Annotated in this window: 10 protein-coding genes; 5 read left to right on the forward strand and 5 right to left on the reverse strand. The window is 47.0% G+C overall.

Translation table 11 applies throughout. The features are described from left to right. Positions 1–393: 393 nt before the first annotated feature. Positions 394–2469 carry a methyl-accepting chemotaxis protein gene (locus tag LFX25_RS12290; protein ID WP_238730497.1) on the reverse strand — a complete coding sequence of 692 codons (2076 nt, stop codon included), beginning with the start codon at positions 2467–2469 and terminating at the stop codon, positions 394–396. 28 nt (positions 2470–2497) lie between these two features. Beyond that, positions 2498–4045 carry an LA_0442/LA_0875 N-terminal domain-containing protein gene (locus LFX25_RS12295; protein ID WP_238730498.1) on the reverse strand — a complete coding sequence of 516 codons (1548 nt, stop codon included), beginning with the start codon at positions 4043–4045 and terminating at the stop codon, positions 2498–2500. 568 nt (positions 4046–4613) lie between these two features. Between LFX25_RS12295 and LFX25_RS12300 the strand changes: the two genes are divergently transcribed. Then, positions 4614–8669 (forward strand): PAS domain S-box protein, encoded by a 4056-nt coding sequence (locus tag LFX25_RS12300; RefSeq protein WP_238730499.1) that lies wholly within the window; start codon positions 4614–4616, stop codon positions 8667–8669. Between the two features lie 363 nt (positions 8670–9032). Here the strand turns inward: LFX25_RS12300 and LFX25_RS12305 are convergent, their stop codons facing one another. Both LFX25_RS12305 and LFX25_RS12310 read right to left on the reverse strand, forming a co-directional pair. After that, positions 9033–9422, reverse strand: a complete 390-nt coding sequence (locus LFX25_RS12305; protein ID WP_118957727.1) for a response regulator — start codon at positions 9420–9422, stop codon at positions 9033–9035. A gap of 115 nt (positions 9423–9537) precedes the next feature. Then, complete coding sequence (locus LFX25_RS12310) at positions 9538–11247, reverse strand: GGDEF/EAL-containing response regulator (RefSeq protein WP_238730500.1); 1710 nt, start codon at positions 11245–11247, stop codon at positions 9538–9540. A 255-nt stretch (positions 11248–11502) separates the two neighbouring features. Between LFX25_RS12310 and LFX25_RS12315 the strand changes: the two genes are divergently transcribed. From LFX25_RS12315 to LFX25_RS12325, 3 genes are all read left to right on the forward strand, one after another. Beyond that, complete coding sequence (locus LFX25_RS12315; protein WP_238730501.1) at positions 11503–13113, forward strand: peroxidase family protein; 1611 nt, start codon at positions 11503–11505, stop codon at positions 13111–13113. Between the two features lie 81 nt (positions 13114–13194). Next, on the forward strand, positions 13195–14157 hold the full coding sequence (locus LFX25_RS12320; protein WP_238730502.1) for a YjgN family protein: 963 nt from the start codon (positions 13195–13197) through the stop codon (positions 14155–14157). 3 nt (positions 14158–14160) lie between these two features. Next, a complete protein-coding gene (locus LFX25_RS12325) occupies positions 14161–15312 on the forward strand; it encodes a M48 family metallopeptidase (protein WP_238730503.1) in 1152 nt (383 codons plus the stop codon). A gap of 2 nt (positions 15313–15314) precedes the next feature. On the opposite strand, the gene LFX25_RS12330 is transcribed toward LFX25_RS12325, so the two are convergent. Next, a complete protein-coding gene (locus LFX25_RS12330; RefSeq protein ID WP_238730504.1) occupies positions 15315–15485 on the reverse strand; it encodes a hypothetical protein in 171 nt (56 codons plus the stop codon). A gap of 129 nt (positions 15486–15614) precedes the next feature. Here LFX25_RS12330 and hisC point away from each other — a divergent pair, with 129 nt between their 5' ends. Continuing rightward, positions 15615–16718, forward strand: coding sequence for a histidinol-phosphate transaminase (hisC, locus tag LFX25_RS12335; protein WP_238730505.1), 1104 nt, complete (start codon positions 15615–15617; stop codon positions 16716–16718). Positions 16719–16789: the final 71 nt, after the last annotated feature.

A 16789-nucleotide genomic window follows, 5' to 3' on the forward strand; every position in this document is an offset into this window, starting at 1 on the left:
GAGAGGCGTTTGCAGAGTTTACTGGGTCGCAATTCTTCGCTACGCAAAGAGCCTACATAAAACTCAGCAGAACGCTTCCCTATGGGTCGCGAGAAACTCAGCAGAACGCTTCCCTATGGGTCGCGAGAAACTCAGCAGAACGCTTCCCTATGGGTCGCGAGAAACTCAGCAGAACGCTTCCCTATGGGTCGCGAGAAACTCAGCAGAACGCTTCCTATGGGTCGCGAGAAACTCAGCAGCTCGCTTCCTATGGGTCGCGAGAAACTCAGCAGCTCGCTTCCTATGGGTCGCGAGAAACTCAGCAGCTCGCTTCCTATGGGTCGCGAGAAACTCAGCAGCTCGCTTCCTATGGGTCGCGAGAAACTCAGCAGCTCGCTTCCTATGGGTCGCGAGCTATATCTTAAATTTATTGATCAGACGAATCAGACCTTCGGATTGGGTGTGCATGTTTTTGGAAAAACCGGTTAGGTCGTCCGCCCCACTCGCGATTTCCTGCGTTCCATCCGAAATGCTCACGATCGTTTTTGTGATCTCATCGGTGGCGCGTTTTTGTTCCTGAACCGCTTCTTCGATCTGAAGACTGAAACTCATAAGTGAACTCGCGCTCTGATGAATCTTTTCCGTGTTCTTTTCCTGCGTATTCACCGAATCGAGAACGTTCTTCGCGGAAACCCCGAACATATCCACCGAACTTCGGAGCTTCGCAAGAATATCGGACGCTTCTTTAACCTTGCTCGTTCCGTTCATCACGGCGCGGTTCGTCGATTCCACGAGTTGTCCGATCTCTTGAACGCTGTTGGAAGTTTGCGACGCGAGTTTGGAGATTTCTTCCGCAACGACCGCAAACCCTTTTCCGGCCTCTCCCGCGCGGGCGGCTTCGATCGCGGCGTTTAACGCGAGTAAGTTGGTCTTTTCGGAAATATCGGTGATGATGGAAAGAATCTCGTTGATCCGGGAAGCGCTGTCTCCGATCTCATCCATCGCCTTGGTGGACTGATTCATGGAACTCTCGCCGGTCGTCGCTTGCTGTTGCGATTCTCCCGCGAGGGATGCAAGAGACTTCATCTCGTCGTTGATTCTCGCGATTTGTTCCTTCAACAAGACCACGTTCCCGTCGATGTCCTTCATGTGCGAAATCGCGCGATCCATGGACTTGCCTACATTCTCCGCGGATGCGGCCAACTCTTCGATCGCAGCCGAGGATTCTTCCGATGCGGAAGCCTGCTCCTGAGCGACGTCGTAAAAACTTTTGGAAGACTCGGCCATCTGATCCGAAGTCGAATTCAAAGACTCGGAAGAACCCTTGATCTCCAAGATGATGCTCTTGAGATTATTCTTCATATGATCCAAGGAAAGAAGAAGTTTTCCTACTTCGTCCTTGCGTTCATAGGAATTTTCCACCACAAGATTTCCGGAGGAAACCTCCTCCGAAAAGGAGATGGCCGTGTTGATTCCGTGCGTAATCAATTTTTGGAATATTAGATTGAATACGATTACGATGATGATCATCGTAAACAGAGACGTAGCGATCGTCTCCGCAATCACTCTCGAAAGATTTTTCCAGAAGATGCTGTCCGGAACGCTGACTTCCAAGATCCATTTCTTATTGTAATTCCCCAAATAGAAGGAATAAAAGAAATGCGTCGCTCCTCCTCGTTCGTAAGCTTGAATCTCGTCCTTCAGACTTCCTTCCAGGATTTTTTTCTTCCATTCGGGATCTTGAATTTCCTTTCCGACGAGCTCGGGCTGCAATCCGTTCGCAGCATAATAACCTCCGGGAGAAATCAAACTCAGATATCCTTCTCCTTGATACGGCCGAATCGGTTCGAGCATCTCCTGCATGTTTTCCATCGTGATATCCATCCCCACGACGCCCGCGACTTCGCCGTTTCTGCGAACCGGTTTTACGACGGATATCATCAGGATCTCGCGACCCGAAACGGGATACGCAAACGGATCGGCGATAAAATCGATTCCCGTTTTTTTGGGAACGTTATAAAAGTATCCGCTCGCATCCTGATTTTCGTAATAGATGACCGGCTCCAATACCAAAGGTTTGTCCGCGCCTGCGGCCTTATTGATGTAAGGAATAAATCTTCCCGTCGCGTCGTAGCCTTGTCGATTGACGTATTTCGAATCCAAAGAATCGAATTTACCCGGTTCGAATACGGACCAAGCTCCGAAATAATTCGGATCGCTCTTTGCAAGATCCTTTAACGTTTCGATCGTTTCCTCTCGGGTCGGTCTTGCGTGCGAAAGTTGAAATTCAAGACCGCGCAAGCCGCCGAGAGCCTTGTCGAAAAAGTCCCGAATTTCGAACGCGTATCTCGACGCAACCATCGCGGAAGAATCCTGAATATCCCGCGAAAGTTTAAAGTACGTCGTAATCGTATTGATGGTGGTAATCGCGATGCTTCCCGCCAAAAGTACGAGTGCAAGATATAACGATATTCGAAACCTGATGCTCATGAATCTTCCTGTGCTTCTTTATATTTTTTTAAAAACTATGCGAGAATCCGACGCTGAACCAGAATAAATGCGCCGGAATTTTCTGCAATAAATACGATTCTCGGATCGCCTGTCTCAAGGAACCGTCCCCCGCGTCCGGAATCAAAGGACTGTTCGCGATCTGATCGAGCAGGTATTGATTGATCGGACCGTTGACCTTCGAAGGATCCACGATCAACCCGTCTTTCGTGTTTCGGTTAACGTACCCGCCGGTGGCTCCGTAGTAGTTGTCCGTGTCGTACATATACAGATTCGGACGGTATACGTGATTTCCTTTGACGAAGAATTTGCCGAAGTAAAAGGTCAAGCTGCTCGTGATGTCCTGAATCCCGTAGCGGTTGTCCACGATGTTGTTGGACATCTCGTATCCGATGTTGACCGCGGGAGTAATTCTGAAAAATTTCTCCGCAAAATACTCGTGACTCATGTAGAGAGAAAGATAATTCTTACCGGCCGCCAAACTCGCGTTTTCCGCACTCAGCTGAGTATAAAAGGAAATCGTAGGACTCACGTAGGAAAGAAACGGAAGTTGCCAAAAGATATAATATTCCTGCCAAGCGAGGCGGGTCACCTGATTGGAGGTATTGTTCGAGCTGGTGACACCCTGCGCCGCGAGAGAATTATAACCTCCTAATGGAGCCGAAACATACGCCGGGTTTTTGTTGAACGTATTGTAAAACCAAGTTCCCACGGTGAATTTTCCCCAACTCGTCTTCTCGAACGTATAATAGAACGCATAGAACAATCCGTCCGCACGTTTCATACCGTTTTGTTCCTTATACGGTTTCGGAACCAGACCTCCACAGGTTGCACCGGTCGCGAGCGTTCCGTTCATCACGTTGTTCTGCGTATCGTAGACGCAGCTTTGATTCAGAAGATCCGGATTCGGGGCGGTGAACGGATTTCCTTGTCCGGGGTAGGCAGGACCGGGACCGCCTGGAAATAATTGAAAACGTCCGTCGTTGTCCTTATCGTTTCTTTCCGTCAGCTGGAAGTTTCCCCAAAACTGAATCTTAAAACCTTTCAACGGAGTATTGATGTCGATCGTGGGTTGATACGAAGGAACGATCGTAGTGGAAGGGTAGCTTTCGTTTCTTCGGCGATTTGCCATCTCTCCGGAAAAACTGAGTCCCCTCCAGATAAAGTCCGTTACGATCTCGTGCGTCACGTCGATCGTCGTGTCGTTTCCTTGGGAAGAAGCATGAGGCGGTTCCCGTTCGATCGGCGTTGCGATTCCTGCATACGGGTTTTGATGAGGAGGCGGTTCGGATTTCGCACCGGAGGATTTATCCGAAGAGATCGTATTTTTATTCTTATCTTGCGGTCTTTCGTATGTTACGCTGACCACGTTTTCTTTCGCAAAATAACGGATAAAGTCTTCGTTCTCCGCGAGAAGAACTTTCTCGTCGTCCTCCAAAACGACCTTGCCTCGGTAGATCGAACCGTTTTTAAGTCGGACGATATCGGCGGCAAAAAGGGAAGAACTCCAAACGAGGAAAAAACAGAATACGAGAAGAAGGGAAATTTTGAGCCTCATACGTTTACAACCTTGTCAATTTTTTATTTCATATTTTGCGAATTTTCAAGTAGAAATGATTCTTCAAATTGCTCTTTTGTATTTCGCGCGCAACCCGAGGAGAATAACAGAAATTAGAAATAGAGAGAAGAATCAACCAGTAAAAAACATTTTCTTTCGACGAACGGAAAGTCTGCGATCTTGCAGAAGGAATCCGCTTAAAAAGCGAGCAAAATGATTTAAGACAAAATTGCGTCTTTTCTGAGAAATATTTTTTAAAATTTCGATCGTATCCGATTCACCGCGAGTAGAATCAGTCGAGTGGATTCGATCTGAATGGAACATTCATTTTTTTTTACAGAACGAATTTCTAATTTCTGATTTCACAACATTCGCGCCGGATTATATAAAGGTATCTGAATTTTATAATTTCGCGCCGGAGTAGAAAAAAGATTTCGAATCGATTGAATTTTAAAGCAAGAAGATACGAATAACAATATCGAACCAACACGATCGTTTTTATGAGAGACCATTCAAGACATAAACAGCCCTTATACGATCTACGCAAAGCGCAGCGGTGCGATCACGCATGAAACCGGAAAAAGAAGGTTCCATCGAAACGTTAAGACGACAATACGAGGAAGCAATCCAAAAGACGAAAGTTTTGGAAGAAACCGTCCGCGAAAACGAAACCCTCAAAGCTTCCTTACAAAAGGCCGAGATTCGGATTTCACAGATCATCGAAAATTCTCCCGATGCGATCGTGATCCTGGACATCTCCACCGGCAAATTTCAATCGGTAAATCAAAGAGCGGTCGATATTTTCGGATTTACAAAGGAAGAATTTCAGCAAATCGGTCCGGTCGATATCAGCCCACCTCGGCAAGAGGACGGAAGAACGAGCTTCGAAGCCGCTACCGCCTACATTCAAAGAGCCATTCAGGGAGAATTGGTCACGTTCGAATGGCTGCATCGGGCAAAATCGGGAGAAATCATTCCTTGCGAAGTCCGTTTGATTGCCCTGCTTGGAGAAAACATTCTCATCCGAGGAAGTATATTAGATTTTCGTGATCAAAAGAAAATCAAGGACGAACTGAAAGAGAATCAGAAACGTCTCGAATCCGCAATCTACGGAGCCGAACTGGGACTTTGGGAATGGGACGTAGAAACCAACGGAAACAAATACAACGATTATTGGGCGGAGATGCTCGGTTATAAACTCGAAGATCTCGAGCCGCACGTGAATACATGGCAATCGCTGATTCATCCGGACGATCTTGCGCACGTCAACACGGCGTTGCAGAGTTATATTGCGGGCAAATCCCCCGTTTACGAAGCCGAGTTCCGCATGAAATGCGGCGACGGCTCCTGGAAATGGATTTTTACCGCGGGAAAATTCACGGACTTCGATGCGAACGGAAAGCCGCTTAAGATGTATGGAATTCACGCGGACATAGATCGACGTAAAAAGGCGGAACAGGAACTCAAGGAAAAGGAAGCGGCCCTTTCCCGATCTCAGAAACTTTCGGGACTCGGTTCCTGGGAATACGATCGCTCGACCGGCAAAATCGCGGTTTCCGAACAACTCGGAAAAATCTACGAACGACCGAACGGAATCGAAGACGAAATCAAGGAACTGGAATTCGTTCACCCCGAGGATCGCGACCGTGTCCGTCATTACTTCGGAGAAGCGATCAAAAACAAATACATTCGAGAAATTGAATATAGGATCGTAACCCCGACGGGAAAAATCAAAACGGTATTCAATCAAAGCGAATTGATCCTGGATGAAAAGGGAGAAGTCGTTAAGATCATCGGATCGGTTTTGGACGTCAGCGAAAAAAGAAAAAACGAAAGACTTCTTCAATTCCGTCTCGGATTCGAGACGATCACGACCGCAGTCTCAAGAGCGATCATCAACCTTCCTCTATCCTCCATCTCGCAGACCATCCATTCCGGTTTGGAAAAACTGGGAACGTTTTTGAACATGCAGCGTGTCAATATCGTATTCTACAACGAAACCTATACGACAAGAAAAGTGGTGCACGAATGGATCGATCCGAAAGCTGCGATCCGAACCTCGAACCTCAACCAAGTCGAAACGATCGATCCACATAGTTTTTTTACGGCAGAGATGCGCATGGGAAGAATCGCAAAAATCGCCAAGGTGGAAGATCTTCCGGTCGAAGCGATTTCGGATCGGCAACTTTTGACGAACAACGGAATTCAATCCTTTACGGCGGTTCCGCTTCTCATCGGAGGAGTTCTCAAAGGAAGACTCGGATTCGGTTCCGAAAAAATCGGAAACATCCAAGAGGCAGAACTCGACACATTAGAAAATCAGCTTTTACGCAACTTTGCGGAGATCGTAATCAACGCGCTCGAACGAAAACGCGTGGATGAAGAATTAACCCAAGAGAGGGATCTTCTTTCTTCCATCACGGAGAACAGCGCGACGTCGATCGTGGTCTTGAATCCCCAGGGAAAAATTCTCTACGCGAATAAAAGTTCGGAACACGTTCTCGGAATCGAACTCACCGACATCACATCCAGAAGTTACAACTCGAAACAATGGGAAGCCAAATCGGTGGACGGCGGAGAATGGAAAGAGGAAGATCAACCGTTTACAGTCGTTATGCGAACGGGCAAACCGGTCTACGACATCCGTCATTCGATCGTGACATCGGACAAACAAATCAAATATCTTTCCGTAAACGGTTCTCCCGTAAAAAACCAGGAAGGCGAAATCATATCCCTAGTATTCCTCGTAACCGACATCACCGAAAACGTGTTAAACGAACGAGAGCTCCGGGAGAGCGAGGATCGCCTACGGCTCGCACTCAACGCGGCGAATATGGGAAGCTGGAGCTGGGACATTCGAGAAGACCGCATAACGTGGTCAGAAAAGGCGTTTCAGATTTTTCGGATCAAGCCGGAAGACTTCGGAGGAAATCTCCGATCGATTATGGATTTGGTTCATCCCGAAGACCGTCCTAGTTTGGACAAACTCATGCGAGAAGTGCTTTCGGGCGAAAGAGGGGCCGAAGGAGACGATATTTACTTTCAACACAGGGTCTTATTCGGAGACGGAGAAATCGCCTGGGTGGAAGCGAAGGCGAAACTCTTTCGAGATAAACATTCGAATCCTCTTCGCGTAGTCGGAACCGTAACCGACGTCACCGAACGAAAAAGAGCCGAGGAAGAATTGAAGGCCTCCGAATTGAGGTTCCAGACCTTTTATCAATTTTCGAACGAAGCGATTCTTCTCGTCGAACGGGGAAAAATCCGTATTTCGGATTCGAACCTTGCGTTTCAGAAATTATTCGGATATACGGCAGCGGAAGCGATCGGGCTCAACGTCGCACGTTTATTGTCCAAAGAATCACTCCAAGACCTTCTTTCCAAAAAGTTTCTCATCGGCAGCAAGGATTCGATGGAAGTCGTCGCCAAAAAGAAGAACGGAAATTTATTTCCTGCGATTATCAGCCAAAGAGTGTTCGTAAGCAAAGGTAGCACCTATTATTCCGTCAACATCATCGACACGACTCCGTTCAAGGAAGCCGAGGAACTTCGGATCATAAACGACGAGATCCGCGTTCGAAACAGATTGATCGAAATCCAAAAGACCGAACTTGAAAACACTCTCGACAATTTGAAGAAGACGCAGTCGCAGCTCATTCAAAGCGAAAAGATGGCCGCTCTGGGACAACTCATGGCGGGAATCGCGCACGAGATCAACAACCCGATCGGAGCGGTTCAAGCTTCCAATCAGAACATTCAGGAATGTTTAAATCGATTTCGTTCCCTATTGCCCGGAGTTCAAATCGCGATGGGAACCTTGAATGCTGAAATGAGGGAACTCTCAGCCGAGTTTATCGAAAGCGCGATCCAGAGCAACGAACACTATACGGGAATGGAACAGAGAAACCGTAAGAAGGCGATCACAAGCGTGCTGGAATCCAAGAAGATCCCCACACGTCTCGCGGTTTCCTACGCGGACACGTTAGTCGACATGGGCATCGGAGAACTCAACGAAAAATTCATTCCACTTCTACTGCTCGACCAATCCGAATTGATTTTGGAATATTCTTCCCTCGAGTCCTACTTTTTTAGGAATACAAAAACGGTCCAAGTCGCCGTGGATCGGATTTCCAAAATTCTATACGCTCTCAAAAACTTTTCGCACTTCGATAACGCAGGGGAAAAAATTCTCGCATCCGTCAAGGACACGATCGAAACCGTTCTCACGATCTATCACAATCAACTCAAGAAGGGTGTGGATCTTCAGAAGGACTTCGACGATGTCCCGCCGATTCTTTGTTATCCGGACGACCTTCTCCATATCTGGACCAATCTCATCTACAATTCTTTGCAGGCGATGCAGTTCAAAGGGGCGATCACCATCCGATTGAAACAGGTAAACGGAGAATTGATGGTGGATGTGAAAGACAATGGCCCCGGTATTCCGCAGGAGATACAGGATAAAATCTTCGAACCGTTTTTTACGACAAAAGCTCCGGGAGAAGGAAGCGGACTCGGTTTGGATATCGTGAAAAAGATCGTACAAAAACACGAAGGAAGAATCGAACTCGAAAGCGTTCCGGGCAGCACATCGTTTCGGATCTACTTACCGATCGAGAATTAAAACCACACTGTAAGAAAAATCCTGTCGTAGTTCCGACAATCTCCCGTGAAAACGCGCGCCCCGCCCTAATTGGGTGGAGGAGGCGGGTCCGCGGGAAAAAATCGGAAAATTTTCTATATCACGAAATCGGACTTACGTCAAATCGAATTGTTTCGTTTTCTTAAATGTTCCGACAGGAAACAAAGAATGATTCTTGCGAAAAACTTACTCCATTGGGTCTGTTGCGCTCAGCTTCGCTGAGGATCAACGCCGACTAAGTCAGCTTATGATTGCAACGCTCCCTAAGTTGCAACCCATAGAGAGCAACTTGCTGGGTTCGTCGCATTTCAAGGACTCAATAAACGCCGATCCATAGAGAGGCGCTTATCCCTCTAACGCAGTCGTAATCGTGGAGACGAGTTCGCGTTCGTCCCAAGGTTTTTTCAGATAAGAGCGCAGATTGATTTCTTTTTTCAGGGCTTCGATGGACGAATCGTCCGCGTGACCGGTCACGATCACCTTTTGAATCTCCGGATATTTGCTGTGAACCTGTCTAAGGAATTCGTCTCCCTTAACGTTAGGCATCAACCAATCGGAAATAATAATAAGAATACGAACATCTTCATGAATTAACTCTTCGATGATCTGCCAAGCCTCTCCGGCGTCGAGCGCCGTTTCGTACCTGTACCCGTCTCCTAGATGACGTTTCACCTGGGATTTCATGCTCATGAGGATCAGAGCTTCATCGTCTACAAAAAGAATTGCCTTATCCAACTGAAATACTCACCTATTCTATTCGACTTATCGAATCGTCAAAAAACGCAAGGCGTTACGTTATTTGGAAAAAAAATAATGGCAAGCGAATTTTGGAAAAAAGTAATCACCGGCCTCAAATCGTAACTTGGGGTATGGGGAGAATCTCCGCAGCCGGTTCCATGATATAATATCCCTGACAATATTCCACACCTAAGGAGCGAACGGTATCGAATTCTCCCCTTCCGGCTACGAATTCGGCAATCACCTTTGCTCCGATCCGGTGCGCCATCTCCGTCATTGCAGAGGCGAGAAGATAGGGAGTTTTACTAAGGTGAATTCCTTGGATGAATTTTCCGTCGATCTTGATATAATCGGGATCGATTTCCATCAGCCTCTCGAAGTTCGATTGATCTACCCCGAAATCGTCGATTGCGATCTTACATCCGCATTCCTTGAGTTCCTTCAAGGTCTCCAGACCTCTTTCCCCTCCTCGAAGACGGTCGGTTTCCAGAATTTCCAGCGTTAGGCGATCCGGCGCGATTTCGTAATGCTGCAAACGGCTGATGACCCAAAGCGCAAATCCCTTTTTTTCCAGATCCGATTCGGAAATGTTCACGGAAAAAGAATATTCCGGATATTTGGCAAAGTAGCGGATCGATTTTTCGATCATGATCGGCGTCAAAAGACGGATGATTCCCGTGGATCTTGCGATCGAAATAAAACTCGCGGGCGAGTATACTCTATCTCCTTCCTGAATTCTCGCGAGACATTCAAATTTCGTAATCTTCTCGAGTTTGTTGTCGTAGATTCCCTGAAAATACGGAATCACATTACCCGCGTTAATCGCGTCGTTCAATTTTCTTCCCAGAACGAGATTGATCTGATACTGATCCCCTTCCTCCATCGCGTTGGAGTAATTCATCAGTTCGAGTTCCCCGTTTTGGGCGGCGTGCATCATCGCGATTCTCGCTTTGTAATAAAGCGAAGACTGATGCGTCGCGACTCCGATCGAAACGTTCACGCGGAACGAAATCCCGTCCGCCTCGATGTATTCCGAACGTAAAAGAATTCGAAACGCTACCAACAAAGAATGGAACTTGCTCTCCTCCACGTTGGAAAGAATGGCAACTTCGTCCTGATAGAGATGAAAGAGACTTCCCGACTTCTCCATAAATGCGGAAAGAGAGGTCAGAAACTGATTCAGAACCTTATGATATACTCCCACTCCGAAATGATGCGTGGTCGAAGTGGAGGATTCGATCCGAATGACAGCAAGAGTGGACTGTAGTCCCTGCGTTTCCCGTTCGTCCAAGGCTCTTCGCAGACTTTCGAGATTGGGCCGCCCCGTTTCCCGATCGAACAAAAGAGTCGTTTCGAGTTTATGGTTCAATGCCAATAAGGACTGATCCGAAAAATAGGACTTCAATGCTTCGCGGATGGTAAGAATGAGATCGTTCGAATCCCAGGGTTTGGATAAATATCTGTATAAGTTCGCGTGATTCAACGCATTCCCGACGGCGTCCGCGGAAGCCTGACCGGTAAGCATGATCTTTCTGATTTCCGGTTTTTTATCGTGAATGCGGATGAGAAGTTCGTCCCCTTTCACTCCCGGCATCACTTGATCGCAGACGATTACGGGGACATCGATTCCTTTCGAGACGTATTCTTCCAAAATCTCCCAAGCGGATTCGGCGTCTTCCGCGGTTTCGATATCGTATTCTTTTCCGAAGGCGAGCTTGAGTTGTTCTTTCAGTCCTCTCAATATGATGAGTTCGTCGTCGACCAAAAGGATGACAGGTTTCGAGTCCTTGTTTTCTTCCTGAGGATTTTGGGTTCCGTCCATTCAATGATCCTAAAACGGTAATTCGTTTAACATTCTTCTTTACCGCGTTTCCCAACGCTCAATGTGGCTTTATCAAAAGTTCAAGTTGCAAGGCCCGATTAAAATCGAATCCTCAAACACGCGTTAGTGTTTTTGAAAATCGAATCCACAAGGCCGGACCGAGTTCTTCTATTGACAACCGAGTCTGCCATTCTACTCTTCCCAATTGGAAGCCAATTATTTTTTATAATTCTTCATTAAATCCGGAAGGTTTTCATGATTCTTGTAAATTTCGAAAACGAAAAAGAAATTAGTTTACCCGAAAATTCATCACCGCAGAGCCTGTTAGAAATCAGTTTGTCTCATGGAATTCCTCATACGCACGCTTGCGGAGGAAACGCCCGTTGTTCCACGTGCCGCGTATTGGTTCTGGAGAATTCTTCCAATCTATCCGAACCTGAACAAAATGAAATGGATTTGTCGCAAAAGAAAGGATTTCCGGAATCCGTTCGTCTTGCTTGTCAAGCCAAAGTATTGGGTGACGTTCGTGTCCGAAGAATCGTCTTAGACGACGAAGACTACAATCTTACGATCCCCGGCTCCGCCGCGATCTCGGGAGAAGAAAAAGAAATCGCCATATTGTTCAGCGATATCCGCGACTTTACGAGTTTCTCCGAATCGCATCTTCCTTACGACGTAATTCATATTCTCAACCGTTACTTTTACAAGATGGGCGACATCGTTTTAAAACACGGAGGCAAGATCGACAAGTATATCGGAGACGGATTGATGGCTTTGTTCGGAGTGGACGGAGGTTCTTCCGAAGAGGTTTGTCTTTCCGCGATCCGAGCCGCCAAGGAAATGGAAATCGAACTCTATTCCTTAAACGAATATCTCAAAACTCACTTCCACACGAACTTTAGGATCGGAGTCGGAGTACATTATGGAAGTTGCATATTAGGACAATTAGGACATCCCGCGAACATGTCGTTCACCGCGATCGGAGATTCCGTCAACATGGCGAGCCGGATCGAATCCAAAACCAAAAAGGCGGGAGTTTCCGTTTTGATTTCGGAATCCGCTTACGCGCAAGTCAGGGATCGAGTTCTCAAAGGAAAAACGTTTTCCACGCAGCTCAAGGGTAAAACCGGGGATTACAAACTCTACGAGGTGAAGGAGATTCTCAAGAAGGCAAGTCTAAACGTTTGGGAAGAAGCTAGAAATTCTTTGAGGAGAATCATTCTCGTTCGCGACGCAGGAAGCTGGTTGAAACTCGTCTATCATCTCGCCTGTCTCTTCGACGAAAAGGAAAACTGGATCGGACTTTCCGCGGCAAACGCTTTCCGACACTTCGCGCATCTTTCCGAAAACGGAGACTTGGTTCAGAACTACTATCAAATCAAAGATCTGCGGGAAACGTTCAACGAAAAGATGCAGACTTCCTTTTCGTTTGCGGACTTTCTCGCGTTGGCCGGAGCGGTCGCGATCGAAAAATCGGGAGGCCCCCGCCTTCACGTCGAACCCGGTAAAACGGATAAACCCGTAAACGAGGTCGTGCAGATTCTCCCTTTGGGAATGCAAACGCAAAGAGATCAACTTCCTTGTCTGAACAAGATGGGACTTAGCGTGCAAGATCTCGTTTTGATTTCGGGAGCGCGCACGATCGGATGGCTCGGAGGAGAATCGTTTACCGCAAATCCGTACAACTTCGACAACAGTTACTTTCACGTCCTGCTCAAGGCCGGATTGGAAGGACCGCTTTTGATTCCGAACGATCGAGAACTTTTGAAAAACGACGAATCACGCGCCTTCGTTTTGGAATACGCCCTGGATCAGAATCGGTTTTTCGAAGATTTTACGAAAACGTATTTCAAACTTACGGCTTGATACGAACCGCGGGGAAATTTTTTTCTTGAACGAAAAGAATCCGCGTTTATGTTGATCGATCTACAAGTTTAGGAGATTGAAATGCAATCCGAATCCGCTACCCGTTTCACGCTCGACGCAAAAGGCGAAGAGCTGTTCCTCATTTATCTGAAGAATATTTTTTTCACGATCATCACAGCCGGGATTTATTTTTTTTGGGCGAAGGTAAACACCCAAAAATTCCTCCACAGGCATATTTCATTCCAAGGACAACGTTTCGATTATCACGGCACCGGAAAAGAAAACTTCATCGGCTTTTTAAAGGGGATCGGAATCATGATCGCAGCCGGAGCGGTCTACGCCGGTCTGTTTTATATCGCTTCGAAACTGGGAGTTTGGGCGTTGGCGATTTTGATCATTCTCCTTTATTCCGTGCTTTTGCTGGCAATTCCCTATATAATCATAGGATCGAGAAAATATTTTCTGAGCCGAACTTCGTTTAACAATATCCGTTTTCGTTTCAGCGGAAAAGTCGTTCCTCTTGTGAAGCTTTTCGTTCCAAACGCGCTTTTGAGCCTGGTTACGCTCGGATTTTACAGCGCTTGGTTTATCAACAAACTCGAAAAATTCTTCATCGAACATTCGCATCTGGGAAACGCCAACTTTTCGTACGACGGGAAAGGCAAGGAGCTGTTCGTTCTTTATGTGAAAGGGTTTTTCTTTACGCTGATCACCGCCGGAATTTATTCCTTCTGGTTTCACGCCAATCTACACAACTACTATTGGAATCACACGAAGTTTCAAGGAATCTCGTTTCGTTCCGATCTAAAACCCGGAGCCATCTTCGTAAACATGCTCATGTCGATCGTGCTCGTATTCTTCACGTTGGGAATCGGAATTCCCTGGGCGTATCTTCGTTCGATTCGTATGATTATGAATTCGTTGTCTTTGGAGACCGCACCGGATCTTTCCGGAATCAAAAGCGTCAAAGATCCCGACGCGAGCGCATTGGCGGACGGATTGCACGAAGCGGGAGAAGCGATCAGCTCGGTGTTCGGCAACTGACGAATGCCCGATCTTTTCTACGACGGCAAAACCGCCGCTCCGGTCTCCGGGACGCTCGTTCCGCAGGAGACCGGTCTCCTCTTTCTCTCAGAAACGCTTCCCGAAGGAAGAAATACATTCCATTTTTCTTATACACAAATCCGATCGCTTGAAAAACTCGGAAACGAATATAGACTCCAACTCGACGACCGCCAGGAAACGCAAAACGATCTGATTTTCACGTTCGATTCTCCGCAAAAAGCGCAACTGATTCAGGCGCACCGCAAGAGGTTGTTCTCCAACGATTTCAAAGGAATTCTTTCCCGTTTTTTGCTTTTGCCTGCGTTGCCTCAGATCCTCGTTGCGGGAATTCTCGCGGTCGGAATCGGAACTCTGATTATGACGAAGTTGGATCGACTTTATGTAATCGTCCCCGAATCCGCGGACAGATCCCTCGGAGAAATGATCTCGAAACAATTCGAAACGAACTACTCCGAATGCAAAAACGCGGAACTCTCGCAGAGCGTAAAAAAAATCCGCAACACGATCGTATCTCCGAAAAAACGGGATCGGTATTCCATCCGCATTCTCAAAAGCGAAGAGGTAAACGCGTTTGCGTTGCCCGGCGGAACCATCTACATCCTTTCCGGACTTTTGGAAGAATCCGAATCGCCGGAAGAAGTCGCGGCCATCCTCGCGCACGAAATCGCGCACGTGGAAAATCGTCACGGAATTCGGCAGATGATTCGACTGCTCGGAATTTCTCTTGTTGTGAAACTCTCGATCGGAATCGGATTCGACGATATCGGAACGCTCGAAACGATTACGGAGATCGTAAACACTCTCACCATTCTCCGCTACTCGCGCGAGTTCGAAGAGGAAGCGGACGGAGAAGCGTTCGAAACCTTAAAAAAATCCGGCATCGGTCTCGGCGGATTCGTGAACTTCTTTGAAAGGGAAGAAGCGAAGTTGGGAAAGAAATCGCCGCAAAGCGGAAAGAAAAAAGCGGAGGAACAAAAGGAATGGGACGCAGCGAAAATTTTAGATTGGTTTAGTACGCACCCGGACAATCAAAGTCGCATTCAAAAGGCCAAGGATTTTTCCAAAGGAATGAAGGCGAAACAAAGAGGAATCCGAATCGATCGATGGAAAACGATTCGGGAAAATTGTTCGTAAGATTACTTCGCGTCTTCCAAGGGAAAGAGTTCCTGAACCGTATTCCCTAAAGCCCTGTCAAAGTCCTCGAACGACTTGAGAATTTCCTGAATCAGAATTTCTCCGTTCGAAAAATCTTCCAGACGATCCAATATCTCTTCTTCTATCTCGTGATGAAACTGCGTATCTTTCATTTTGTTTCCAGTGTCTTATTTATAAGAATACTGAAGATTAGAGGAAAAAAAGGAGGGAAAGCTACGGAGGCCGAAGATTTTTTCTTAAATCGATTCCCAAATTTTTTCCCGAAAAAACTATTGTGTAAGATGATTCCCTTTCAACCCATTCTAAATTCGCTTAAAAGCTACGAAGCCGGTAAACCGATCGAACTCGTCGTACGGGAATTCGGGATCGATCCGCACCAAGTCATCAAACTCGGTTCCAACGAAAACCCGTTCGGCTGCGCACAACCAGTCGTCGAAGCCGTTCAAAAGGCCGCTTCCACGATGTCGTATTATCCGGACGATTCTTACCTGGATCTGAAAACCGCGTTAGGCGAAAGATTCGGCGTGACCCCCGATCGGATCATTCCCGGCAACGGAAGCGATCAGGTTTTGGATTTCGCTTGCCGTTGCGTCCTCGGACCGGGAGATCCGATTCTCATCAATCGAATCACGTTCGCGATGTATAAGATCTACGCGCTTCAATGCGGCGCTAAAGTTCATTCCACGGAAACCGTTCCGCACGATCTAAACGCGTTTCTGGATCTCACGAAGTCCGTGAAACCGAAAATCGTCTTTTTATGCACTCCTTCCAATCCGGTCGGCGACGCGCTCGACAAATCGGACGTTTACGAATTTTTAAGAAGGATTCCCGAGGACACGTTAGTCGTCATTGATGCCGCATATATGGAATTCGGAAACAAAAAGGATCCGAACAAATTCATTCCAGCAAAAGAAGTCACCGATCTTTTTCCGAACGTATTTTATACGGGGACATTTTCCAAGGTTTACGGACTCGGAGGAATGCGGATCGGATACGGAATCGGAAACAAGGAATTGATCTCCAATCTGTATAAGATGCGTCCTCCGTTCAGCGTCGCCAATCTCTCCGCGCTCGCGGCCACGACCGCCCTGCAAAACGAATCGCACGTGGAATCCTATCTCGAAAACAATCTAAACGAGATGAAACGATACGAAGAGTTCGCAAAAGAACAGCGGATCGAATTTATGAATTCGTACGCGAACTTCATTACGCTTTTTGCAAGAAAGAACGGGAGATCTTCCACGGAAATCGCGCAATCCCTACTGCGTCAGGGAATCATTCTCCGCGATTTGAAAAGTTACGAATTGGGCGCGCTTCGAATCACGATCGGAAGACCGGACCAAAACGATCGGGTTCTCGACGCTTTGCGCAAAGAATTCGGATAAATTGCGGTTTTGTAATCAAATCGCAATTCTTCCTTTAAAAAAAGATTTTAGGTTTTGATCGAAACGCACGA

Source organism: Leptospira sanjuanensis (assembly GCF_022267325.1).
Classification (GTDB): Bacteria; Spirochaetota; Leptospiria; order Leptospirales; family Leptospiraceae; genus Leptospira; species Leptospira sanjuanensis.